Genomic DNA, 23464 nt, shown 5'->3' with positions numbered 1-23464 from the left:
TGCACTCACCGCAACTTAACTCACCCTTTCCGCCAATTCCATCCATTTTTCTGTTGCTTTTTCAATCTCTTGATTCAATTTGCCCAAACGTTCAGATAACTTTTTCACCTCACCAAACCCCCTCGGAGAATTGAGAGACAAAATCTGCTCAATCTCTGCTTTTTCAGCTTCCAATTGCGGAATTTTAGCTTCTAATTGATCGTATTCCCGTTTTTCATTAAATGATAGTTTGCGCGGTTTCTCTGATTCCTGATTCTCTCCCCCGCTTGTAGGGGCGGTGCCCCCGTGCCCGCCCTGGTTGGGGGGGGTAGCGGATTGTGATAGTTTACCTTGATTTTTTTGTGCTTTAACTTCCTTCGCTTCTTCCGCTTTTTTGTGATCTAAGTACACCGAATAATTACCAGGATACAAACGCAAATTTCCCCCAGGTTCTAAGGCGAAAACCATATCAATTGTGCGATCGAGAAAATAGCGATCGTGCGAAACGACAATTACGCAGCCGTTGAAGTCTTCCAGATAATCCTCCAACACCGCCAAAGTCTGCACGTCCAAGTCATTCGTCGGTTCATCCAGAATCAGCAAGTTCGGTGCACTCATCAGCACTTTCAACAGAAACAATCGGCGCTTTTCCCCGCCGGAAAGTTTGCTAATCGGTGCATACTGTTGAATCGGCGGAAACAGAAACTTCTCCAACATTTGAGAAGCCGTAATGATTTCTCCATCGGCAGTTTTCACCAATTCTGCCACACTTTTGAGGTATTCAATCACTCGCTGGTCTTCATTGGGTGTCAAATCCTCCGAATGTTGGTCGAAATAACCGATGTGAATCGTTGTGCCAATTTCGACAGTACCGGAATCTGGCTGAATTCGTCCGGTGATGATATCCATCAGCGTCGATTTTCCTGCACCGTTACAGCCAATAATCCCAATCCGGTCTTCGGGAGTGAAATTGTAGGTAAAATCTTTGATTAAAGTGCGATCGCCATAAGCTTTACGGATATTCAGTAACTCAACAACTTTCTTACCAATTCGGCGGCCGGCTGTAGCAATCTCGACTTTGCCATTGGCTGTTTTGAACTCTTCGGCGCGCATATCTTTAATGCGATCGATCCGAGCTTTTTGCTTGGTACTGCGCGCCTTTGGCCCCTTCTTGAGCCATTCCAACTCGCGTCGCAATACTCCCGAAAATTTGCGTTGAGTGCTGGCGGCGGATTCTTCAGCTAAGGCTTTTTTCTCCAAGTAGTAGGCGTAATTGCCACTATAATTGTAAAGGTCGCCCCGATCGATCTCTAGGATGCGATTGGTGACGCGATCGAGAAAATAGCGATCGTGCGTAATCAACAACAAAGCACCGCGATAGCCATTCAAATAATTCTGCAACCACTCCACAGACAGCGCATCCAAGTGGTTAGTCGGTTCATCCATCAACAACACATCTGGTTCCGAAAGTAAAGCCGTTGCTAAGGCAATTCGCTTGCGATAGCCGCCCGACAAATCGCCAATTTTGGCATCAAAATCCTCAATTCCCAACTTAGTCAAAATCAACTTAGCCTTAGTTTCCAAATCCCACGCATCCACCTCATCAATGCGTTCAGATACCGCAGACAGTCGCGCCATCAACTTGTCAGTATCGCCTTGGTGGTGGGACAATTTATCGGAAATCTCCTCGTATTCGCGTACCAAAGCCATTTGTTCGCCGCTGTCAGCAAATACTTGCTCTAAAACCGTGTGATTTTCGTCCAAATCGGGCTGTTGCGGGAGGTAGACAATTGTAGCGCCTGGATTGACCCAGCGATCGCCAGAGTCGATCGACTCCAAGCCCGCAATCATTTTCAGCAGGGTTGATTTCCCGGAACCGTTGGTGCCGATGAGTCCGACTTTATCGCCTTCATCGAGGCTGAAGCTGGCATCTGTCAAGAGTTCCTTGATGCCGAAGTCTTTTTTGATCGATCGTAGAGTAAAAATAGTCATCAGTATATCAAATTATCTACTTAGCTTTTGACATTCACTAGCAATTAGCAGTATTTTAGATTATATCATGTCTTTTACCGCCCTTGGTTCTGATTTGCGATTTCATCCAAGGCAAGCGAGAATTTATCAGCCAAAGTTTCAGAACTGGTAATATGGGATATAAAATAATAAGTAAGAGTTGAGATTAGGAGCAATGAAAATAGATCGTATTACCAGCAATCCCAAGCGGATGAATGGGCAACCATGTATTCGCGATCTTCGGCTGACTGTTCGTCGGGTAATCGAGCTGCTAGCAACTTATCCCGATCGAGAAGAACTACATCAAGAGTTTCCCGAATTAGAGGATGAAGATATCCGACAAGCTCTAATTTTTGTATCCTCTTATCTTGACGATCGCATCATTGAACTACCTAATCATTATGAAGCTGTTGCTTGACCAGGGATTACCACTTTCTGCGGCAGCATTATTACGTGATGCAGGTATCGACACCATCCATGTTGGTGAAATTGGTATGTCTCAAGCCGAAGATGCCGAAATCATCCAGAAAGCCAGAGAAGAGGAACGTGTAGTTGTTACCCTCGATGCAGATTTTCATACATTACTAGCACTTGATGAAGCAGTTTCTCCCTCAGTTATTCGCGTTCGGATTGAAAGGTTACGCGCCCAAGCATTAATGGATTTACTGCTGATGGTAATTGCTCAGTGCGAGGAGGATCTAGAACAAGGATCGGCTATTTCGATCGAGCCAAGCCGTATTCGGATTCGCCGTCTGCCACTCATACCAGATGTCTAAAAAATAGTCATAAGGCACGATCGCTAAAATATAAATAAAAATTGTCGCCAAAACAACAGCGACAATTTGTTACGACATCTTAACCGTCTCTCACTGCACAGGTACAGTTACTTTCAAGTCAACCTGTTTCGACTTATTACCATCCGTGACCTTACCGTGAAGCCGACCTTGCATAAAAGCACCCACGGTTAGAGGATTTTTGTCTAATAACAATGTTAAATCTGTGCCGACTGTATTCAATTGATACATTGCAGTACCATTAGCATCGATAATATGTAGTAAGCCAGTCACTCCAGATCCTTCACCAATATGAACGCTTCCCTGCTGATATTCGCTGAGTGAAATACCGTTAGCCATGACAGAGACATAGACATTGCTTTGACCTTGGTTGGCGGAACTTAGTAAGAGTGTTTTATCCGAATAGATAACCTTTATAGTCCCCTGATTTAAGACCGTACTGCCGGAAAACTCTCCGTATATAAAGGAACTTTTCACAGTCAGAAATAAGTTGAATATTAACCAAGTAATCAAGCCGAGTGGGAGTAGCTGTAGAATTCCAATAATCCAATTTCCAGAGGTGAGATTGTAATGAATATTCTGAATATAGTCGCGACCGACCTGAATGATATCTCGACCCGCATGAGCGTCCTGAGACTTTGGTCTATGCTCTGGTTGATTTGACATTAATATTAATTGAATAAATTACTATATCGCGAAGTCCAGTCCAGACAAAAAGCTTTAGAGACCAGTTAAATACAGCATATTCCAGGTTCATGAAGTACCGTAGCAAAACTCTTGGTCAACTAACCACGTAGATCCACAAGATTGTGTGTACCACATATACATGGAATATGCTGTATGTAAGTACCTGACCACTAGGGCTTGGGAGAAATCGATGCAGGGGCAGTAGGAGTATTGGGGGGTAATGGGGGTGGGTTAAGCTGGGTTCCAATCCCTCGCCCAAAAACAAGACCCAGGCTTATCATACCACCCAGAACAATCACTGTCGGAATCGAAAGGTTGAAGGTAGATGAGGGACTGTTAGAAGAGTTATGCACATGATCTCTCCCAGTCTGAATGCTATCGCGTCCGGAATGAGCAGACTGGGACGGTTGAGATTGCGGATCTGGCGTTGGCTGAGTCATTGGCTAAATGTAGTAAGAAAATCTCATAAGCTCTATCTACTGGATGACTGCATTGAATTCCGGAATCTTTAACAACTTTCTTCGGAATTGCGATCGCAACATTCAGAAATTCCTTGGTCACTCATCGCCAGAATGCGAGATAACTTGATTCATCGATATGATGACATCGACCTAGATGAAGTCTGGAAAACCTCAAATTAAATTCCAACACTGCCGATCACCTTGGAACCTCTACTACTAGAAGAATAAATTCTATAAATGCGGTATAATACACTTAATCAGACTGGCGGTTCCTAACGTGGATATTTTAATTGAGTCAACAAGGCGATTTGAGAAAGATCTTGCTAAGTTGAGTGAAGCTGAAAAAGCAGCAGCGATCGCCAAAATCAACGATTGCGCCAGCATCTTCCCAACTCAAAAAGCTAATTTTTATCGCAAGGTTCGTCGCCTTCTCCTACCGTTAAATCTTAATGGTTACGAATCTTCACTGTACGCACTAACGGTTTCTCGAACATTAAGAGTAATTTGGGCAGTTGACGAAGATCCAATTTTTGGGCAAGTTATTTTTACTCTTTTTCGAGTAGTCAAAGACGATGAACTAGATAAAGCATATCAGGGTGTAGCAGAGTCTTTATATCAAGATATGCTTCACCACAATCTAGCAACTGCCCAAATTTCGTAAGCTGATTTATGGCACTGACTATTACGCTCTGCGATGAATATGGCATTATTCACGAAGCCATGAAGATTTTGCCAGATAACGAGCTAAAGATTTGTTTTCTGGAAGCTTTGGCAGAACTTGAAGACAACGAGTGTCACAGAACCAGAAATTTTCCAAAAACGAGACTGCACAAAGTAAAGGGTGTGAAGCAAGCAATTTATCGTGCTGATATCGATAAAGTCTCAGTTTGGCGTATCCACGTTCAATACATTAATGGGCAAATTCATCTCAAGGATATTATTGAGGGGCAAAGGCACGATGATGTAAGTAAGGTGATTAAATCTAAGAAGGTACGCTACGAGTAGTTGTCAGTAAAACGACATTTGTACTATAATTCAGATACCAACCTTTGTTGGAGCATTTTTATATGTCCCTGCAACAGCTTAAAGAAAAAGCCTGTCAACTCTCTGTCAGCGATCGCCTTGCCCTGCTAAGTGCGATCGTTCAATCACTCCAAACTACACCAGAAATCGAGAATTGGCAATATTTAATTGCACGTCCTCATCCTTGGCGAAAACAACTTTATATTAAAGGACATAAATTACTGGCATCGACTATTTGGCGAGACATGACTGCTAATCATATGTCATCGGAACAAGCATCCGAAAATTGGGATTTACCACTTGATGCTATCTATGAGGTGATTGATTACTGTGAGAATAATCAAGAACTTTTAAAATTAGAAGCAGAGGAGGAACGCTATCGATTAGAAGTAAAAGGAGTCCAACTTGAGCCTACGAATGCTGCTTGACGAAGATTCTCAAGCAAAGTATTTAGTTAATCTTCTTCAGGCAGCCGGTCACGATGTAGCGACAGTTAATACATTGGATTTAATGAATCGTCCAGATTCAGTCGTGTTACAGGCTGCCAGAGAAAATGAGAGAGTCGTGCTGACACGCAATTGTGATGACTTTCAGGAATTACATCAAGCGAACCCAGAACATTCAGGGATTTTGGCAGTTTATCAAGATTCTGAGGCTTCTAAAAACATGAGTTATCAGGCGATTGTGAAGGCAATTGATAATTTAGAGACGGCAGAATATGACCTCAATAATCAGTTTGTGGTTCTCAATCAATGGAGTTATTAATTTACAAAAAATTTTCAGATTCAGGTTTTGCAATCACCCGAATCTCCACATCACTACCAAGCGCGTTTAAAAACCGGAACAGGCGATCGATCGAAAACTCAGATAGTTTGCCACGCAGCAAATCAGTGATTTTAGGGCGATCGATTCCCAGGCATTTTGCTGCTTCAATCTGGGTCAATTTTCGCACTGTAATTAGTTCACTAATTTGGCGAACCAGCTCCGCTTTAATCAATAATTCTGAACAATTTGGCAGCCCTATATCGGCGAAAATATTGCCACTACTCGATCGCACCTTAATTTCATCGCTCATTTTTGTCATCCTTTAGAGATTGTTTGTAGTTATGAATGTTGAGATTGATGAGTAAACCTTGGCTAGATTGCAATCGCAACAAGAGATTGACAAACACAAAAACTATGCGGTAAAATGAGGGAAAAAGCACGGATAATTCCCAAATGAACGATCGGTCCTCAGCAGATTTGATATCTGTGACAGAGTTACACCGCCAGCTTAACGACTTACTCCAGCAACTATCACCAGAACGATTACAGGTGCTTGCTGATTTTGCAGCTTATTTAGCCAATGCAGAAAGCGAAGCTGCAACTCAAGAACTTTTGGCAATTTCTGGATTGCTAGAGCGAGTTAAGCAAAATCAAGCAACTCCTAAAACTGATTATACAAACTGGAGAACTCTTCGCTCTGATGTATGAAGTTCTTCTCCATCCTGATGCTCAAAAGGTTTATGTCAATGCTGACAAATCCCTAGCGAAAAAAATTGCCCGATGTTTGGAACAATTAGAACAAACTCCCCAGTTGCATCCTAACATTAAAGCCCTCAAAGGAGATTATGCAGGGTACTATCGCTACCGAATCGGTGACTACAGAGTCATTTACTCGATCGATGATGAAGTTGTACAGGTATTTGTTGTGGCGATAGCCCATCGCAGTCAAGTGTATGAACAGTGAGGGCGAGTTAGTCAGCCCAGCAGCAAGAGCGATCGATTTAAAAAGAAAGATTGAGGAGGCTGAATGAAAACCGCGATCGCCCTACCAATCGACCAAATCACCAAATTCTGCCAACACTGGCAAATCATCGAACTCTCTCTGTTTGGTTCTATCCTTCGGGATGACTTTCATGCAGACAGCGACATCGATATCTTAGTTGCTTTTGCTCCCACAGCCAACTGGGGTCTACTCGATCACGCCCAAATGCAGGAAGAACTCGAAGCATTGCTAAGCAGACCAGTTGATCTAATCAGTAAAAGAGCGATCGAGCGCAGTTCCAACTGGATTCGCCGTCAAGAAATTCTGTCTACGGCTCAAACTATCTATGTCAAATAATCGCGATCGCGCTTCCTTGCTAGACATTGCCTCTTCTGCTCAAAAAGTCCTGCAATATAAAGGTAACATGGACAAAAGTGCATTTCTCAATGATGATAAAACGCAATCTGCGATCGTGTTTCAACTTCTGATTATCGGTGAAGCGGTGAAACGCATTTCTTCAGAATTGCGATCGCAACATTCAGAAATTCCTTGGTCACTCATTGCCAGAATGCGGGACAACTTGATTCATCGATATGATGATATCGACCTAGATGAAGTCTGGAAAACCTCAAATGAAGATATTCCAACACTGCTGATTGCCTTGGAACCTCTACTGCTAGAAGAATAAACGCTACTAGCTCATTTGTACTATAATTCAGATATCAACCTTTGTTGGAGTATTTTTATATGTCCTTGCAAGAGCTTAAAGAAAAAGCCAGCCAACTCTCAGTGAGCGATCGCCTTGCGCTGCTAAGTGCGATCGTTTAACTACCAGAAATTTATGTTATAGTTTGATTGTGACTCTAGCTACTTAAACAAAGTTATATAGACGCAGGTGCTTATGTCTCAAGCAATTAGGCAAGACATCATCAATATCGCCGAAGAGCAGATTGACGAAATAAAGCAAAAGATTGACTACCATACCACAGAATACACCATCGAATTCATAGTCGATAAATACCTGGAACAAGATGATGGACGGCTCAGTGATATTTATATCCCTGAATTTCACAGAAACTTGAGATGGGATACTAATCATCAATCTCGATTCATTGAATCCATTATTCTTGGTGTCCCTATTGCTGCCATGATTGTTGCAGAAATTGAAGAAACTGGAAAAATAGCGATTGTTGATGGAGCTCAGAGGGTGATGACTCTGGCAGCTTTCCTCACAAATCAGTTCCAGTTGAGTAGTCTTCAAACATTAAATTCTCTAAATGGTTCCTATTTTAAGGATCTCGCACCCTCACGCCAAAGAAAGTTTAAAAATACTTCGCTTAGAATGATAGTTCTCTCAGACAAAGCTGATGAAAAAGTAAGGAATGATATTTTCTATCGCATCAACACCAGTAATCTCGATCTAACTCCTAATTCCAATAGTCTGCTACCAAACTCATAAGCCTGAGAATATGAAACCAAGAGTTGACTATGCTAAGGATAAACTTTTAAGTTGCAGCCTATGAAAGAGTTCATCAGAGACTTTAACAGGCGAGTGGCAGAAATCCAGAAATATTTTGAATTAGTAGATAAAATCGAACAACTTGGTGCATTGTCTGCTAAATCAATCATCTTCCCATCAGGTGAATATATTGTTGATAGCGAGCTTCAAAAAATCTTGCAGTCTCATTGTTACCTGCTATTATACAATCTTGTCGAATCCTCTGTTAGAAATGGTATAACTGCCATTCATGATGTTATTTTAGTCGAGCAATTAACTTATAAAGATTTAAGTCCCAAAATCAAGAGATTGTGGTTACTGAACGATCGAAGTAAAAGTTTCAGAGATTCATATATCAAAAAAGATTCGATCGCTGACAATCTTCAGGAATTAATTAAATCGGTTTTGAATGATGAGATAGTTTCGTTAGATCCATCTAATATTCCCATATCGGGAAATTTGGATGCTAAAACTATCAAAGAACTCATAGATATGTACGGCTTCTTTGGAAATTTAGGAGTTGCGAGTAGAGAAATAGATGACATTCTGAATTTTGTCGTTAAGATTCGATGCGATTTGGCCCATGGAAATGTTTCGTTTTGTGATGCTTCCAATCAAATACTTTGGAGCAAGTTAGTTGATGATAAAGATAAATTGGTAAAATATTTAACTAATCTACTGACTAATATTGATGATTATATTGAAAATAAAAAATACAGAATTTAGCCGTCAGTATCGTGTTTCAACTTCTGATTATCGGTGCAGCGGTGGCACCCATTTCTTCTGAATTGCGATCGCACCCTAGCTGTATTGTGGCTACATAGCCCATGGCGCCGATCTGAACCCCAGCATCCGATTCACGCTTGGCAATCACAGGAGGTTATCAAGTTTTTTGCAGAGCTTGATAAAATGCAGTAACTGTGGTATTATGGTTAGTTAAAAATACTAGGCATTTCATTACAATTAACCTCTTCAGTTTGACTGCCAAAATAAAACGATGCAGCTTGCTACCTATCTACACCCACAAACATTTTCTACTTCCAAATTAATACAAACAATTTCTTTTACCGGATATTCTTTTAATTACTACAATCAAGTCCGACAAGCTCTTCAAAAATCTCTGACAGACTATCCAGCCTTACCCTTAAGAAAAGCAAAAATGAGTGATTATCAGAAGGTTCATGCTGGAGAATATCTCCGCAAATTGATATTACAAGCCCTCGGTAAACCACTAGATAACATCAGCCTAGCCTTACCAGACTTGAGTATAGAATGCCAAGGTTTAGAGTATTGTTTGCCCGGTTATATCTATGGTTTGGGAGGTATGATGGAAGCGATCGACCAAATGAAACAGGGAAACCTAGAACGGGCTTACTGCTTCAGTATGGTAGGACATCATGCTCATAGGAATTGGGGACACGGTTACTGTATCTTAAATCCTCTAGCTGCTGCTGCTCGATATGCTCAGACACAAAGATTTGAAAAAGTATTGATAGTTGACTGGGATATTCATCATGGCGATGGAACTCAGTCAATTTTTAGCAACGATCCTAGCGTCTATTGTATTAGCATTCATAGTGGTGTAGATATCTACATGGCGAAAGCCTCCGACTTGAAAGCTGGCACAACAACCATTGCCGAAACTGTTGGACATTGTAACATTCCGCTGATTCCTGAATCTTTTCCAGTAGAAGTTTTGCAATCAGAGGGTATAACTGGTCGATTCTACTACGCCCATCAGAGTATCAGCACTTTCCGGCAAGCTTTAGAAAATGTACCGTGGGAACCAGACCTAGTTACTATTTTTTCTGGTTATGATTCCCACAGAGATGATTGTGGGAAGGACATCACAGATTGGACAAATGCTGATTTCTGTAAACTGACCGAAATTCTACTAGATTTTGTTAAGAGATGGGGATGTCCAGTGCTCTCTACTCATGGAGGTGGCTACAGATTACCAGTGACAGTAGCAGCAGCTACCGCCCACATCAGGACTTTAGCAACCTATGTTTAGTTTGCGGCACTAATTAATCAAGTTTTACCACACTAACTTGTTCCTGGAACTGTTCGTGAAGACGCGCTGATGCTGCATCGCCGAAAGATGCTTTCACCAAAGCATAGCTTGCAAAGTCCTGGGCGCGCCATGTGTATCATAGAGCGGGACGAGCCTAAAATTTGTGAAAAATCTGCCAACTTGTTTAATAGAGACTCCCATAATTATTGGGAAACAGGCACCGCCGCCCTGTCAATGAGTATCTGTTTACCAGAGTTTAAATTAAAAATTAAACAGGAGGAAGCCGGAACAAGTTAACAGTTGTAGCAGCTAAAACTTAATTGACACTCCCTGGCCTGAAGGCACAGGGATTCTTGGATCAATCAGTCGATTTGCTCGGTAAAGTATCCGACTGAGATATCTGCATGAGATAATTTCAAGTTATGCTGAGATCGATCGCACTTCTGATTACCGACATGATTCAGATAAATACTCAAAACGTGAATCTCCCCTTAATAAATCGTGCTCTAGAACACAAAACGCGCAGGGCGATCGCCACCTTGGAACAAACATATACCTATGCAGATTTGCTGCACACATCCAGCCAAATAGCAACAAAATTGCTTCAGGATGTGACTGATTTACAAGAACAACGAATTGCATTTCTGATTCCCTCTGGATTTGAGTATGTCGCTACCCTGTGGGGAATTTGGCGCGCCGGTGCGATCGCCGTACCTCTATGCGTGTCCCACCCGCGACCAGAATTAGAGTATGTTATCACCAATTCGGGAGCATCAATTATTGTTGCCCATCCAAAGTTTGAAGATTTATTGCGCCCGATCGCCCGATCGCACAACCTAGGATTTATCCTCACTTCCGAAACCCTTCCCACCCAGATTAGCCCTCTCCCAGAAATAGATATCACCAGACGCGCCTTAATTCTCTACACCAGCGGTACAACCGGCAAACCAAAAGGAGTAGTAACCACTCATCAAAATATTCAAGCTCAAGTAACTAGCTTAATCGACGCTTGGGAATGGAAATCGAGCGATCGCATTCTCCACGTACTTCCCTTACATCATATACACGGAATTGTCAATGTATTAACCTGTGCTTTATGGGCCGGCGCAGAGTGCGAAATGTTGAGCAAATTTGATGCCGAAACTGTTTGGAATCGCATTTGTGATGGCGATTTAACCTTATTTATGGCAGTACCAACGATTTATGTAAAATTGATTGCTGCGTGGGAAAGTGCTGCGGAAGAAACCCAAAACAGGCGATCGAAAAGTTGTGCAAAAATGCGCCTAATGGTTTCAGGTTCAGCAGCATTACCAGTTCAAGTATTAGAAAAATGGCAAAAAATCAGCAGTCATTTTCTGCTAGAACGCTATGGGATGACAGAAATTGGCATGGCCTTATCCAACCCTTTACACGGTAAACGAGCAGCGGGATATGTAGGAAAACCTCTACCTGGTGTGGAAGTGCGATTAGTCAACGAAAAAGGAGAATTAGTAACAGCAGGAACACCAGGAGAAATTCAAGTCAAAAATCCGGGAGTATTTCTGGAATATTGGCAAAACCCCCAAGCAACAGCGAAAACTTTCCAAGCAGGCTGGTTTTGTACAGGAGATTTTGCAGTAATTGAGAATGACAACTATCGCATCCTCGGAAGGATGAGTGTGGATATCATCAAAACCGGAGGCTATAAAGTTTCAGCTTTGGAAATTGAGGAAGTATTGCGATCGCACCCAGAGATTCAGGAATGTGCGGTGGTTGGGGTTGAGGATCTAGAATGGGGTGAGCGAGTTTGTGCTGCGTTAGTTTTGCGATCAACATCCAGTTTAACCTTAACATCTTTCAGGAGTTGGGCAAAGGAGCAATTGGCTGTGTATAAAGTTCCCACCCGAATTTTGACAGTTGAAGAATTACCTAGAAATGCGATGGGAAAAGTGACTAAGCCGGCAATAATTAAACTATTTTGTTGAGAGTTGACAGTTGACGGTTGACGGTTGACAGTTGACGGTTGACAGTTGACGGTTGACAGTTTACCCTTCGGCTTCGCGGCGGTAGGCGTGTGCGAAGTCGAAGTATCCAAAAGGGATTGACACGGGCCCCCAAAAGTCGCTACGCTTTGAAATTAGAGGTTGCTTTGCTTGTAGAGGAAGTAGCCCGCGTTGCCCAAAAATCTAGTTGCACTGCCCAAAGCTGCTACCAACAGCAATGGACAGCTAACCGCCAAACTGGTATCAGCAGTCTGGAGGCTAACGGAGTATCTTAACACTCTCTGTAGCCGCCCTGCTATGCGTTGAACTGCGGGGCGGCTAGGTTTTTGGGTTTTCCTAGAAAACCCAAAACCAGGAGAACATAATATGACTGAAGAATTCGTGCCTGACGATAACACTTCCGAGCGCCCAAATGACGAGTCAGCAGCATCGGAACAAGATATCTTGATGTTAACGATTGTCGGTTCGCCGAAGGCTGTCAGAAAAACCATACTGACTTTGTACAGATTGGGATTTGCGGAAGTTAACGACTGGAGTCAGCTACAGCGTACAGGCAATCCCAAGCAAGTGATGAGTGTGTTGATTCGTCGGAAGGTATCGACTGATGAGACACCGCCGAGGCGATAGGACTTAGTCGCAGGTAGTCAGAAACCGGGTTTTTACGAGAAGACACATTACAGTGCGTAGATTCGCTCAAAAACCCGGTTTCTTTGGCCAAAATGCGCGCGTGTAGTCAGAAACCGGGTTTTTACGAGAAGACACATTACAGTGCGTAGATTCGCTCAAAAACCCGGTTTCTTTGGCCAAAATGCGCGCGTGTAGTCAGAAACCGGGTTTTTTACCAGAAGACACGTTACGGTGCGTAGATTCGCTCAAAAACCCGGTTTCTTGGTCGAAGCGTGTAAGTTCTGTCTGAATTTTAGGGTAAAAGTAAGAGACTTGCGATCGCGGGTAACAATTTACTGCAAGCTTCCACCAACGTTGCCGCACTTGGTAAACTAGCAATAGTCCCTTTTAAAATTTTCATTGCCGTTTTCCCCGCCTTTTGCATTGTGCTTTCTTGGGGATTTTGCCCTACTTCTGCCAAAGCTTTTACCTGTTCCAATGCTTCAGCTTTATCATCATCAGATAAATCAGTTTCAGCCTCGATCGCGGTTTGTAACTCAGTTAATAATTCTTTGATTCCCGGTTCATCTGGTTTAGCAGAATCAGATAATTGATTAATTGTATTGGCAACAGTACCGCTGATGTCACCTAAACTTAAGGCTCCAGCACCGCTAGCGTTAACTGTTCCGCCTGTAATTTCTATTTTGCGACTTTGGTCGATTTGGTCACTCATAGCTTTACTCTCCGATCTAGCTTTAGGTTTATTAGTAATCTTAACATTAACAGGTCGCGTAGCCAACAATCTTACACCAAATCCTGCTTAAATATTCCCTATACTTCTTAGTCCGCGCAGGCGGACTTTGTTTGTGTAGTCGCGGTTTCAACCGCCGAATTATCAACAAACAATTATCAACGGAGTAGCTTATCCTCCTGAATAATATTAATTGACAGCGGTTGTTTAGCTAAAATTATAGTTAGTTCTCTCAGCTCAGCTATTTCCTCGCGATATAAGGCAATTTGCTCATTTTTATATTTTAATTCAGCCTCGTATTCTTCAACTATCTCTCTGAGTGATGCAACATCCTCTGATTCGGAGATCGACTCATCTTCTTGATTGAGATTAGCAGCGGTTTCAAGTTCTGTTAAACTTTCCGAAACTGCTTCGGAAATAGCTATTGATTGACGGTACATGGCAATTTCGCAATCTTTGGCTCGCAATTCAGCTTGATATTTATCTTCAATAGCCTTTAATAGCTGTTCGTAGTTTTGCTTTAAAGTGTTATAAATTATAGCTTGCTTATCATCTGTCGGAGTATTGACAAAGATGGCAATTACTGGATTTCCAGGATTTTCTATACTCTGGATTGACAATTCTGTGTTTTCATTCGCAATCGCAGCTTGCAATTGCAGCAGTAATTCTTGAAATTCCGGCTTTTCTGAACCTACTGATACGCTCATAGCTTTAATTTCCGCTGTTACCAGAGTTTGATTAAAATTATAGCATTACTCACTTTGTCAGGAAGGGCTATCTGCTGAATCAGGCAACTGCTCGATCGAATTTGCTGTTGTACCGTCATTATCTCCTAAACTTAACGAACCCGCACCGGTAGCGTTAACTGTTCCACCTGAAATATCAAGTTGCCGACTTTCGTCGATGTTGTCGCTTCCGATTTTATTCTCTGCTGTAGCTATAACTTCTATGGTAAAAGGTTTATCGGCTAACTTATTAATCGTTAGCCACATATCTGCACTTTGCTGGCGATATATAACAATTTGGTCATCTTTACCTTTTAATTCTGCTTTATATTTTTCTTCTATAGCTTTAAGTTCTAGTTGATAATTTTGAGTAAATTCACTATGAATCTTTTCCTTATTCGTATCGGGAGGAACGCTAACTTTGATAACGAAAACTCCCTCGCCTTTATTTTCAATACCCTGGATAGTGAGTTTAGTCTCTTCATTGTCTAATTGCACTTGTGTGAAAGCAGTGATAAAGACTTTCCAGTCAACGCCATTGCGGAAAATTAGGTCAACGGTATTTAAAACCTCTTCAAACAGCTTGGTAAATTCTCCCGATGCAAAGTCGCCACTGCTGGGGCGGCGTTCGCGATCGTCAGTTCCCGGTTGGGGATATTCTAGAAGATAAACAAACCGACAGTCAGCGCCATCGAGCTTTGTATTAGCGTCAATGTTCCAAGCTTCCAAACAAGCACCTGTAAAATAAGCGGCTGTAAAATCCGTTGCCAAGGCTTGAGTTTCAGTCAGGTTTGCGAATTCCAAATTAGCTTGATGCAAAGTTGCTTCGCTGAGATTAGCCTGCTTGAGATTAGCCTCGTTGAGATTAACGCCTGTCAGGTTTGCTCCTTGGAGATTCGCACCAACATAGGATTTTTTGTAGCCATTGCCAGTGATGAGTAATTCTCGGATGCGGGTATCAGCTAATATCGATTTACCGACTCGCGCGCGATCGAGCTTTTCTGTGTTGTGGAAGCAAGTGCGAGTGAGATTAGTTGTTCTAAAATCTGTACTTTTGAGAGTTGCCTCAGTGAAATTGGCATCAGTTAAATCGGCATTGCGAAAGCTAGTGCCACCTGTAGCGGCAAAGGCAATGGCAATACTGCGAATCAAGGCGTGTTTCTCATCCCCAGCCAGGGCACGCCAAGCAATGTAAGCACCTAGTCCTGCGACTGCGACTGCCACTGCCACTGCCACTGGGACTGCCACTGCCACTGTCACTGCCGCTGCCCCAGCCACTGCCCCTGTCACTGCGACTGCCACTGCCACTGCCCCCGCCACTGCCCCTGTCACTGCCACTGCCACTGCCACTACTGACACTGCCCCTGTCACTGCCGCTGCCCCAGCCCCGGCCACTGCCCCTGTCACTACTGCTGCCCCTGTCCCTGTCCCTGTGGCTGCCACTGCCAATGCCGCTGCCACTGTGGCTGTCGCTGGCACTGCTGCTGCCCCGGCCCCTAGACCTTGGCGGATAGTAGCTATAAATAAGATTGCCAAAACTATGAACACAACTACACTGGGAAGAATGGTGTACTGTTTGATGTTATCTGAAGTAAAAAAAAATGCTACCCAAAAACTAGCAAGGATTAATATCAATCCCGATATTAACGATAGAAATAGCGAGATAGTTACTAGAAAAATTGTCCAGCGGCGTTGCAGTCCAGCTTGGACACGGGTGAAGTCAGCTTCTTTGAGGATGGCATTGGTGAAGTTTGCGCCTCGGATGTCTGCACCGATAAATTTTGCACCTGTGAGGTTTTGACCTTTGAAGTTGCGGCCTCGGAGATTTTTACCGGAGAAGTCTTGGGGCATGACTTTACGCAGGGAGGTAGTGGCTATTTTTTTGTTGCGATGCTGTAGCGATGCCTCTGACAAAATTTTATTTTAACAATGAATGCGGTCGATCGAACATGACTTACGCACTCCGACTCCTCGAAACCGAATTTTTTACCAAATAGCACGGGGTATTGGTGTCAACTTAAGACTAAAATCTTTGAGAAATCTCGTTTTTACCTGAGTCTAGATCCCCCTAAATCCCCCTTAAGAAGGGGGACTTTGAGCAAGTCAACTAAGAGGGCGGGCACGGGGGCACCGCCCCTACCAACTGTCAACTATTTTTCGGTATCCTAGGCGGACACCAAAACAAGTTTTTGCTGGAAACCCCGATCGACTCCAAAATCCCTCGCATCACATCCGTACAGTACATCCAGTGTCCCAAATCGTCATACATTCGATCGGGATTAAACTCCACATTGTAATGCAGCACATTATCAAGACCCGCAAATTCATCGGAAGATTGGGGAGAAAGCAGCATCAATTGAAAAGGTTTCCCCTGACATTTGTATTCTAGTTTATGGATAAGATCGATCGCACCATTGCGATCGGCAATACCAGTGCGAACAAACAGCACCTTATCACAATTTTTAAGTGCATACCAAAACCGCCCAGAACGTGCCGTATATCGATCGCGCATCCGTTCAAATACCGGAGACATATCGTTAACAGGATCATCTGTATCCTCAACTTCATGGGCAAAAGAAAGACCAGACCATTTGCTATGATAGATTCTGCCCGCTTCAGCACTGTAGTGCAGAAAAGCCGGATTCCACATATCATAAAAACCGTTTTCGATCGCATCAGCAACATCTCCAATATTGGTAGTGCGCGTCAAATCGAAGGGAAAAGCCGGGCCGTCGTACTCCATTTTATACAGCATCATCCGCACCGCACATCGATCGCCCAGCGGCAAAATCGCCACACGGCTGATCTCCGATAATTGACATTTATATTGAAACAACACAGCGGACTTAGGCGGTGCTTTCACCCGACTTTCGAGCCCGTCGCCAATCATCATGGTGCGAAAAGGGGCGTCGGGATTCAGCGGATCATCATACACACCCGATGGCATAGCTTTCAGTACATGACGAACTTCCTTCCACATCGGTTGAATGTTGTATTCTTTGTCTGATTCGTTGATAATCCAAAGGTGGCGATCGTCTACTTTCAAAATTCCCAAATGCCCGTCATAGAACAATAGTTGTGAGTTGTTCGGCGCAAAAAGATTGAAAGCGGAAGTGTATTCCAAATCAGCGCCAGGGGGAATTTCTACTGTAGTTTCGATCGTCCCATTTTCCTGAACTGCAAAGAAAGGAAGTGTCCCTGACTTGACATTCTTGGCAATGTAGATTCCCGGTATCAATCCTGCTTTACGTTGCAATGCAGTTTGGATTGCTTGCCAATAGGGAGCGATTGTGTAATTGTTTGGTGATGAATTGACAATTCGCAAACGCTGTTCTTCCAGACAAGCAGAGACTTGAAAACCCGCATTGTCAAGGAAAACTGGAACTGTTTTCGGTTGGGCAAAGTATTGTTTTTCTCTTACCAATTCGTCTTTGTCGATCGCGAACAAGTTAAGATCGATCGTCTCATACATCAGCTTATGACCGATCGTGTTTGGGTGAGACGGGTCGAAAGATATCCCCTGTTTCCAGCGTCCCTCTCCATCATCCAACACTCCCAACCAATCCAGCACCGGAACACCCCAATTCAGCATCCGCTGGTGAGTATCTCGCAACAGCCAGTAGTGTTCAGAGTTATAATTGCCGTGGGGATATACCCCGCCCAGCATCGGCCGTGCTCCCAGTGCCCGCGTCATTTTCACCAACTGCTGCAAACCACTTTCAAACCTGCGTTGCGCGCCCCGTCGTTCGTGGGGGCGACAGTAGGCTAACCCTTCGTTACCCAGGGACAGGGCAATAATCACCACATCTGGTTGTTCTGGGGCGACGACTGAGGGAAAACGGGCGATCGTTTTGCTGACATTGGCCCCCGCTTCTGACAAATTGATTAGTTGGTGTCCGTATTTTTCCTGCAAAGACTCTGCCAACTGGGAAGCCCAACCTTTCAACATCCAGGCTTTTTGACCCTTGGCGACGGAACTACCAATCACTGCAATTTTTAAACCTTCAGACTTTTTGTGTGAGGGTATCTTGACAACGGGTTCCTCATAGTATCCGAATGGATAAGGCTGGAAATAACCAAATGCGCCATCGTCTACTACGATTTTGCTGGATTTTTGGTCTGGGTCGATCGGTATCCAGCGATTAAAACCGAATCCTTCCCATGCTGCGATACCATTGGCATCAATATACACGTACTTATATTCTATTTTCTGGCGATCGCCTAAATCGAGAGCAGGCTGAATGTCTATATCTGTGTACCATAAAGGATAGCGATCGGCACTGGTATTCAGTCGTAGGCATTTGGTGATATCCCACAGTCCTAATTCGGGAGTAGAACCGACGATACCGATGGATGCGCCAGTTTGCGTGTGTCCAATAATCTGGAATCGATACATAGGTTTTTTCTCGATCTTAAAGATACAAGGCCGGACAAGAAGGCTGAATCCTCAAAGTTGTTTTTGACAGTAACACATAGAGTGATTTAAATATGTCTTTGAAATAACATTGGCTGTGAGATCTAGCGATCGCCTTAACAGGCTTGGCGATTGCTATACTAGACTTGTTTAAGCAGTCGGCTATCTCGGTATTCACGGGGCGAATTTATACACAAAAAATAGATCGAGCTTTAGCAAAAGATCGATCTAATTTCTGTTGAAACAAAAGTCAATATTAAAATAAAAGTATCTCAAATTTCCGACTTCTGTGCTTCCTGCTCCTTGACTTGCTCTTCCGAGTCCTGCTTAAATGCAGATTCTAAGGACTCTGTAATCTCCTTCGACTCTGGAGTGCGTTTAGAAAAACCCCACACAAACATCAAGGCGATACATGAAACTACCAGCCATTGGGGAGGAACTAAATCTGGATTAATTACTTTCACCAACAACCTCATTCCCACGAACCCGACTGTGATGTAGCCTGCACTTTCCAGGTGAACGTATTCATCCAGCCAGCGGATGAACAATCCAGCCATGAATCGCAGAGCAATAATGCCAATGGTAGCGCCGGTGACAACAATAACAGTGTTATCGGAAACTGCGATCGCAGTAGTGACGCTATCCAAAGAAAATGCTAAATCCGTAAAAGCAATCATGGGAATTGCTTGCCACACAGACGCAAATCTGGGCCCGTGATGTTCTCCATCGGAGTCAGCATCTGAGGAAAAGTGCTGCCAAACCAGCCACAGTAGGTAGAGAGCACCCAGCAGTTCAAACTGCCAGTATTGGATCACCCAAGTAGCGGTTAAAATCAGTGAAATTCGCAGTACGAAAGCAATTATCAAACCGAAATTGAGAGCCTGTTGCTGTTGCTGTGGTTCTTCCAAACCTTTAGAAATAGATGCCAGGGCGATCGCGTTGTCAGCCGAAAGCACAGCCTCCAAAGCCACCAAAACTAACAATAATAAAAAGGTGTCAACTCCTAGATTGGGAGAAGATTCGATAAATTGGTCTAGCATTAACTATGTTCTGCACCTAAAATTTGCAAGGGTAGAGCGCAGCGCCAATCACCTGCTCTGTCGAGAATTAGTGTCACCTTCACTTATCTTAACCTAATCTGGCCACTATGCGACACCCGATCGCCCTCCTTCTGCGCTCCATCTTGAGAAGTCCTGACAGTATTTTATATTTCGAGTTGTTACAAGTGATTCCCAAAAGCGCCAATTTGCCGGAAATTAGTGAAAGCTCGTGTCCGTGAAAAGGAGTTTTGCCAATATGTCTTTAACAGATACCCAAGTCTACGTCGCCCTCGTAATTGCTTTGATTCCTGGAATCTTGGCTTTCCGGCTGTCTACTGAACTTTACAAGTAGTTCACAGACACTAGCGAGAATCGCCAAAGTACCTGCCTCAGCAGTTAAATCTTGAGAGTGCAGACAATTGCTGCCACAGTGGAGTAGATTGTTTGTTGTCAGCAAGACAAAACTGCAAGGGCAGGGATTTTTATATCAAAAATCTGTCCCCAGGTGTCCTTCTGTCTCAAAAATTTTAGCTGGTATCACCTTGACAAACCAGGATAGGTGTGGATTCAACTAAAAGTTTTCTGGAACTAGCAGCTTGAAAACGTCACTATCAGACATCTTTGACATCCTCACCGGGCTAAAGCCACGGTGATTCCAAAGATCACTCTTTGGGCTTCCTCTTTCCCCGACTCGGCTTACTTGGAGGAATTTCTTCACCCAAGCTCTTGTCGATGTCTCCAGAGGCGTTAAGCGTTCCCGTGTGCCCCACGGTACGAAGTGCAAGTTCCAGTATGTTACGAGCGGCGTTCCAGTCCCGGTCTAAAACCAACCCACAATGAGAACATTTATGAGTTCTTGTACTCAAAGACTTCTTGACAACTTTCCCACACTTAGAACAAATCTGGCTGGTGTAGTGCGGTGGAACAGCAACTGTTGCTACACCAAATACCTTGCCAAAATATTCCAACCAACTCCGGAAAGCCGACCACGCCGCATCAGAAATCGACTTAGCAAGTTTCCGATTCTTAACCATGTTTCGCACCTGCAAGTCCTCATAGGCAACCAAGTCGTTAGACTGGACTACGCATCTTGCCAATTTCACAGCAAAATCTTGACGCTGCCTACTTACCTTGAGGTGTTTTCTGCTCAATCGGTTTCTCGCTTTGGTTCGGTTAATCGCTCCTTTTTGAGTTCGAGAAAGCCTTCGACCGAGCCGTTTGAGCGCTTTTTCAGACTTCCTGAGATGCCTGGGATTGTCAATTGTATGTCCATCCGAGTCGGTGTAGAAGTGATTCAACCCAACATCCAGCCCAATAGTTTTACCCGCTGGTTCTCTCTTCTCAACTCGCTCGACATCAAGACAAAACTGAACGTAGTACCCATCAGCACGACGAACAACCCGAACTCGCTTAATCTGTTCCAACTGATAAAAGTGCAGAGCACGAGTTCCCCACATCTTGAAACTTCCAGCTTTAAAACCATCAGTGAAGGTGATAGTTCTCCTGTCCTCCGACAGCTTCCAGCCACAGGTCTTGTACTCAACAGAACCATGTGTTTGATGCTTTTTAAAACATGGAAAACCTTTCTTTGCTGCTTTCTTTTTGCAGTTGTCGTAGAACCGAGCAATAGCAGACCAAGCTCGTTCAGCAGAAGCTTGACGAGCCATAGAGTTGAGCTGACTGGCCCAAGGAAATTCCTTGGCAAGAACCTTGCAATAAGCGCTCAGTTCATACCGCCCAATCCCCTGATTGTCTATCCAGTATCTGATGCAAGAATTGCGGACAAAACGCGCAGTACGAATCGCTTCATCAAGCTTTTCATACTGATGCTTTTCGCCTTCAAGCTTTGCTTCAAATACCAGCATTTTACGTTATGGTGTTGGATATAATTATTCTAGCTCAACATCAATAAAATTGAAAGCCGTCCTAGAAGGACGGGGCTTTAGACCCTTTTTTTTGGTAAACAAAATTATGCAAGCGATTAAACCTACCGTTACCCCACTACGTCCTGTCAAAAACTCCCCTCGCGTTGCAGCAGGTACTAGCAGCCGCCCGCGTTCTTACCCTCACCAAACCCTCGCCGCGGAAGCAGGAGTGAAGTTAGCAGTCAACATGGTACTTTCAGTTTGTGCAACTTCTGCTTTGATTCAGCTTTGGCCTCACTACCGGGCAGTACAAGAAAAATTGCAGGAAATCCAAGCTGAAGTCAATATTACCGAAAAGAGAGTGAATCAGTCGCGATCGGACTTTAATCGCTACTTCGATCCCAGTCTGGCTAAAACAGTGATGCAAGAGCAAAGCAATCGGGTTGACCCCCAGCAGCAACCAGTGATTTTGCAGGAATCGGAGGCACCCGACGCCGAGGAGCCAACTCAACAACCTTAAGGAAGAAGTCTGAGGGCAGAAGCAAGAAGGTAACAAAAATATCTTCAGCGATCGAGAATGAACTAACCGTCTGCTTGCTAGATTTCGATTCCGGTTGCACTCGACCATGATTGTTGACGGTTGACAGTCCGTCGAACAACTCAAAGGCGGGTCTAGGTACTAGCTCAAAACTTAAAACTTGGGTTTCAAGCTGACTTCGCCATTACGGTTTTTTGCTTCAGCAGTTGGAGTGCAGCTTGATATTGCAAGTCGGTCTCAGTGCCAATTTGATCCCGCGTCATCGACTCGCTAGGTACTACCCGATCGGGCACAATCCCCATTTTGTGAATATCCGTGTGATTGGGCGTCTCGTATTTCGCCACAGTCACAGCCAATCCCGAACCATCTGACAAATCAAACAGGGACTGAATCAGCCCTTTACCAAAGGTCTTTTCACCCACCAGTTGAGCTCTGCCATTATCTTGCAGCGCACCGGCCAAAATTTCGCTAGCACTGGCAGTTCCCTTGTTTACCAAAACAATCAGGGGATCGCCTGTTAGCGCCTGTCCATAGGCATCAAAACTGCCGAGAACGCCTTGTCGATTCACTGTATAGACAATGGTGCCGGAATCGATCCACAACCGGGCAATTTCAATCCCGGATTGTAGCAGTCCCCCTGGGTTGTTCCGCAGGTCGAGAATGTAGGCGGCGGCTCCTTGTTTTTCGAGTCGGTCGATCGCATTACTGACTTCAGCAGTGGCGTTAGCGCTGAATTGACTGAGGCGAATGTAGCCCACGGGTAAATTTTCCGGCCCAGACTGCAATTCGGCATATACCGGATTGAGAGCAATGCGATCGCGCACTAACTCAATATCCTGTGCAGATTCCCTACCTTCGCGCCCCAAGGTGAGGATGACAGCAGTGCCGGCGCGGCCGCGCATTTTAGTGGCGGCTTCGTCTAGACTCAGTTCTGAGGTGGGAGTGCCGTCAATTTTCAAAATGCGATCGAGGGGTTGGATACCAGCTTTATCGGCTGGTGAACCGGAAATCGGAGCAATCACTGTCAGGGTGTTAGTCTGGGGGTCGATCGCAATTTGTAGCCCCACACCAGTCAATTCCCCGGAAGTATTCACCTGCAAACTGCGATACTGTTCCGGTTTCAGCAATCGAGTGAAGGGGTCATCCAGATTAGCCAGCATTTCCTGAATCGCTGTATAGGTTTGTTCTCGATCGCTCAGAGGAGCCTTGATAGTCTGTTCGCGAATCGACCTCCAGTTTCGATGATTGAAGGTATCGTCCACATAAGAGCGGTTGACAATTCGCCAAGCTTCGTTCAATAGCTTCTGTTCATCAGTCAGCGCCATTGCAG

30 protein-coding genes are annotated in these 23464 nt (G+C 44.1%); 19 read left to right on the top strand and 11 right to left on the bottom strand.

All coding sequences use genetic code 11. The features are described from left to right. Positions 1 to 15: 15 nt before the first annotated feature. On the bottom strand, positions 16 to 1971 hold the full coding sequence (locus tag AAFP11_RS22620) for an ABC-F family ATP-binding cassette domain-containing protein (protein WP_341739077.1): 1956 nt from the start codon (positions 1969 to 1971) through the stop codon (positions 16 to 18). 193 nt (positions 1972 to 2164) lie between these two features. Between AAFP11_RS22620 and AAFP11_RS22615 the strand changes: the two genes are divergently transcribed. Together AAFP11_RS22615 and AAFP11_RS22610 are read left to right on the top strand one after the other, a co-directional pair. After that, positions 2165 to 2407 carry a DUF433 domain-containing protein gene (locus tag AAFP11_RS22615; RefSeq protein WP_333198745.1) on the top strand — a complete coding sequence of 81 codons (243 nt, stop codon included), beginning with the start codon at positions 2165 to 2167 and terminating at the stop codon, positions 2405 to 2407. Further along, positions 2391 to 2765, top strand: a complete 375-nt coding sequence (locus AAFP11_RS22610; protein WP_333367704.1) for a DUF5615 family PIN-like protein — start codon at positions 2391 to 2393, stop codon at positions 2763 to 2765. The genes AAFP11_RS22615 and AAFP11_RS22610 overlap by 17 nt, the downstream gene beginning before the upstream one ends. 90 nt (positions 2766 to 2855) lie before the next feature. Here AAFP11_RS22610 and AAFP11_RS22605 read toward each other — a convergent pair whose 3' ends face one another. Continuing rightward, positions 2856 to 3449 carry a hypothetical protein gene (locus tag AAFP11_RS22605; RefSeq protein ID WP_341739076.1) on the bottom strand — a complete coding sequence of 198 codons (594 nt, stop codon included), beginning with the start codon at positions 3447 to 3449 and terminating at the stop codon, positions 2856 to 2858. 548 nt (positions 3450 to 3997) lie between these two features. On the opposite strand from AAFP11_RS22605, the gene AAFP11_RS22600 reads away from it, so the two are divergent. The 5 genes from AAFP11_RS22600 (at position 3998) to AAFP11_RS22580 (ending at position 5719) form a co-directional block, all read left to right on the top strand. After that, positions 3998 to 4111: a HepT-like ribonuclease domain-containing protein gene (locus tag AAFP11_RS22600; protein ID WP_325315513.1), complete on the top strand. Its 114-nt coding sequence runs from the start codon at positions 3998 to 4000 to the stop codon at positions 4109 to 4111. Between the two features lie 97 nt (positions 4112 to 4208). Then, complete coding sequence (locus AAFP11_RS22595; protein WP_341739075.1) at positions 4209 to 4592, top strand: hypothetical protein; 384 nt, start codon at positions 4209 to 4211, stop codon at positions 4590 to 4592. Between the two features lie 8 nt (positions 4593 to 4600). Further along, positions 4601 to 4936 (top strand): hypothetical protein, encoded by a 336-nt coding sequence (locus AAFP11_RS22590; RefSeq protein ID WP_341739074.1) that lies wholly within the window; start codon positions 4601 to 4603, stop codon positions 4934 to 4936. A 62-nt stretch (positions 4937 to 4998) separates the two neighbouring features. Next, positions 4999 to 5382 carry a hypothetical protein gene (locus AAFP11_RS22585; RefSeq protein WP_096830236.1) on the top strand — a complete coding sequence of 128 codons (384 nt, stop codon included), beginning with the start codon at positions 4999 to 5001 and terminating at the stop codon, positions 5380 to 5382. Next, positions 5372 to 5719, top strand: a complete 348-nt coding sequence (locus AAFP11_RS22580; RefSeq protein WP_341739073.1) for a DUF5615 family PIN-like protein — start codon at positions 5372 to 5374, stop codon at positions 5717 to 5719. The genes AAFP11_RS22585 and AAFP11_RS22580 overlap by 11 nt, the downstream gene beginning before the upstream one ends. A 1-nt stretch (position 5720) precedes the next feature. On the opposite strand, the gene AAFP11_RS22575 is transcribed toward AAFP11_RS22580, so the two are convergent. Then, entirely contained in the window at positions 5721 to 6029 is a 309-nt protein-coding gene (locus AAFP11_RS22575) for a helix-turn-helix transcriptional regulator (protein WP_341739072.1), read from the bottom strand. A gap of 143 nt (positions 6030 to 6172) precedes the next feature. On the opposite strand from AAFP11_RS22575, the gene AAFP11_RS22570 reads away from it, so the two are divergent. From AAFP11_RS22570 to AAFP11_RS22545, 6 genes are all read left to right on the top strand, one after another. After that, positions 6173 to 6427: a hypothetical protein gene (locus AAFP11_RS22570; protein ID WP_341739071.1), complete on the top strand. Its 255-nt coding sequence runs from the start codon at positions 6173 to 6175 to the stop codon at positions 6425 to 6427. Beyond that, positions 6420 to 6683, top strand: coding sequence for a type II toxin-antitoxin system RelE/ParE family toxin (locus AAFP11_RS22565; protein WP_341739070.1), 264 nt, complete (start codon positions 6420 to 6422; stop codon positions 6681 to 6683). Before AAFP11_RS22570 ends, AAFP11_RS22565 begins: the two co-directional genes overlap by 8 nt. A 63-nt stretch (positions 6684 to 6746) precedes the next feature. Further along, complete coding sequence (locus AAFP11_RS22560; RefSeq protein ID WP_341739069.1) at positions 6747 to 7058, top strand: nucleotidyltransferase family protein; 312 nt, start codon at positions 6747 to 6749, stop codon at positions 7056 to 7058. Next, positions 7048 to 7389: a DUF86 domain-containing protein gene (locus AAFP11_RS22555; RefSeq protein ID WP_341739068.1), complete on the top strand. Its 342-nt coding sequence runs from the start codon at positions 7048 to 7050 to the stop codon at positions 7387 to 7389. The genes AAFP11_RS22560 and AAFP11_RS22555 overlap by 11 nt, the downstream gene beginning before the upstream one ends. A gap of 213 nt (positions 7390 to 7602) precedes the next feature. Then, positions 7603 to 8160, top strand: coding sequence for a DUF262 domain-containing protein (locus AAFP11_RS22550; RefSeq protein WP_341739067.1), 558 nt, complete (start codon positions 7603 to 7605; stop codon positions 8158 to 8160). A 60-nt stretch (positions 8161 to 8220) separates the two neighbouring features. Then, entirely contained in the window at positions 8221 to 8925 is a 705-nt protein-coding gene (locus tag AAFP11_RS22545; protein ID WP_341739066.1) for an MAE_28990/MAE_18760 family HEPN-like nuclease, read from the top strand. Positions 8926 to 8941: 16 nt separating this feature from the next. Here AAFP11_RS22545 and AAFP11_RS22540 read toward each other — a convergent pair whose 3' ends face one another. Further along, on the bottom strand, positions 8942 to 9073 hold the full coding sequence (locus AAFP11_RS22540) for a hypothetical protein (protein ID WP_341739065.1): 132 nt from the start codon (positions 9071 to 9073) through the stop codon (positions 8942 to 8944). 123 nt (positions 9074 to 9196) lie between these two features. Here AAFP11_RS22540 and AAFP11_RS22535 point away from each other — a divergent pair, with 123 nt between their 5' ends. The 4 genes from AAFP11_RS22535 to AAFP11_RS22520 all read left to right on the top strand — a co-directional run bounded on the left by AAFP11_RS22535 (position 9197) and on the right by AAFP11_RS22520 (position 12822). Then, entirely contained in the window at positions 9197 to 10213 is a 1017-nt protein-coding gene (locus AAFP11_RS22535) for a histone deacetylase (protein ID WP_341739064.1), read from the top strand. A gap of 422 nt (positions 10214 to 10635) precedes the next feature. After that, entirely contained in the window at positions 10636 to 12177 is a 1542-nt protein-coding gene (locus tag AAFP11_RS22530; RefSeq protein WP_341739063.1) for an acyl-CoA synthetase, read from the top strand. Between the two features lie 116 nt (positions 12178 to 12293). Then, on the top strand, positions 12294 to 12470 hold the full coding sequence (locus AAFP11_RS22525; RefSeq protein WP_341739062.1) for a hypothetical protein: 177 nt from the start codon (positions 12294 to 12296) through the stop codon (positions 12468 to 12470). A gap of 91 nt (positions 12471 to 12561) precedes the next feature. After that, positions 12562 to 12822 (top strand): hypothetical protein, encoded by a 261-nt coding sequence (locus tag AAFP11_RS22520; protein ID WP_341739061.1) that lies wholly within the window; start codon positions 12562 to 12564, stop codon positions 12820 to 12822. Between the two features lie 292 nt (positions 12823 to 13114). Here AAFP11_RS22520 and AAFP11_RS22515 read toward each other — a convergent pair whose 3' ends face one another. The 5 genes from AAFP11_RS22515 to AAFP11_RS22495 all read right to left on the bottom strand — a co-directional run bounded on the left by AAFP11_RS22515 (position 13115) and on the right by AAFP11_RS22495 (position 19731). After that, positions 13115 to 13534 (bottom strand): hypothetical protein, encoded by a 420-nt coding sequence (locus tag AAFP11_RS22515; RefSeq protein ID WP_341739060.1) that lies wholly within the window; start codon positions 13532 to 13534, stop codon positions 13115 to 13117. A gap of 176 nt (positions 13535 to 13710) precedes the next feature. Further along, positions 13711 to 14259: a hypothetical protein gene (locus AAFP11_RS22510; protein WP_341739059.1), complete on the bottom strand. Its 549-nt coding sequence runs from the start codon at positions 14257 to 14259 to the stop codon at positions 13711 to 13713. A gap of 57 nt (positions 14260 to 14316) precedes the next feature. Further along, the gene (locus AAFP11_RS22505) at positions 14317 to 16191 is read right to left on the bottom strand and encodes a pentapeptide repeat-containing protein (protein ID WP_341739058.1); all 1875 of its coding nucleotides are present in this window, start codon (positions 16189 to 16191) and stop codon (positions 14317 to 14319) included. Between the two features lie 232 nt (positions 16192 to 16423). Next, a complete protein-coding gene (locus AAFP11_RS22500) occupies positions 16424 to 18673 on the bottom strand; it encodes a DUF1796 family putative cysteine peptidase (protein ID WP_341739057.1) in 2250 nt (749 codons plus the stop codon). Between the two features lie 290 nt (positions 18674 to 18963). Beyond that, positions 18964 to 19731 carry a DUF475 domain-containing protein gene (locus AAFP11_RS22495; RefSeq protein ID WP_341739056.1) on the bottom strand — a complete coding sequence of 256 codons (768 nt, stop codon included), beginning with the start codon at positions 19729 to 19731 and terminating at the stop codon, positions 18964 to 18966. Between the two features lie 256 nt (positions 19732 to 19987). On the opposite strand from AAFP11_RS22495, the gene psaM reads away from it, so the two are divergent. Then, positions 19988 to 20083, top strand: coding sequence for a photosystem I reaction center subunit XII (gene psaM / locus AAFP11_RS22490; RefSeq protein ID WP_015174804.1), 96 nt, complete (start codon positions 19988 to 19990; stop codon positions 20081 to 20083). 310 nt (positions 20084 to 20393) lie between these two features. On the opposite strand, the gene AAFP11_RS22485 is transcribed toward psaM, so the two are convergent. Further along, a complete protein-coding gene (locus AAFP11_RS22485) occupies positions 20394 to 21596 on the bottom strand; it encodes a transposase (RefSeq protein WP_341739055.1) in 1203 nt (400 codons plus the stop codon). Positions 21597 to 21702: 106 nt separating this feature from the next. Here AAFP11_RS22485 and AAFP11_RS22480 point away from each other — a divergent pair, with 106 nt between their 5' ends. Further along, positions 21703 to 22116 carry a hypothetical protein gene (locus tag AAFP11_RS22480; protein WP_341739054.1) on the top strand — a complete coding sequence of 138 codons (414 nt, stop codon included), beginning with the start codon at positions 21703 to 21705 and terminating at the stop codon, positions 22114 to 22116. A 185-nt stretch (positions 22117 to 22301) separates the two neighbouring features. Here the strand turns inward: AAFP11_RS22480 and ctpA are convergent. After that, positions 22302 to 23464, bottom strand: a 1163-nt coding sequence (gene ctpA, locus AAFP11_RS22475) for a carboxyl-terminal processing protease CtpA (protein ID WP_341739053.1), incomplete at its 5' end; no start/stop codon positions are given.

This window comes from Microcoleus sp. CAWBG640 (assembly GCF_020883015.1).
Lineage (GTDB): Bacteria > Cyanobacteriota > Cyanobacteriia > Cyanobacteriales > Microcoleaceae > Microcoleus > Microcoleus anatoxicus.
Note: the sequence above shows the minus strand (reverse complement) of the source record. Positions and strands in the feature narration are given on the sequence as shown.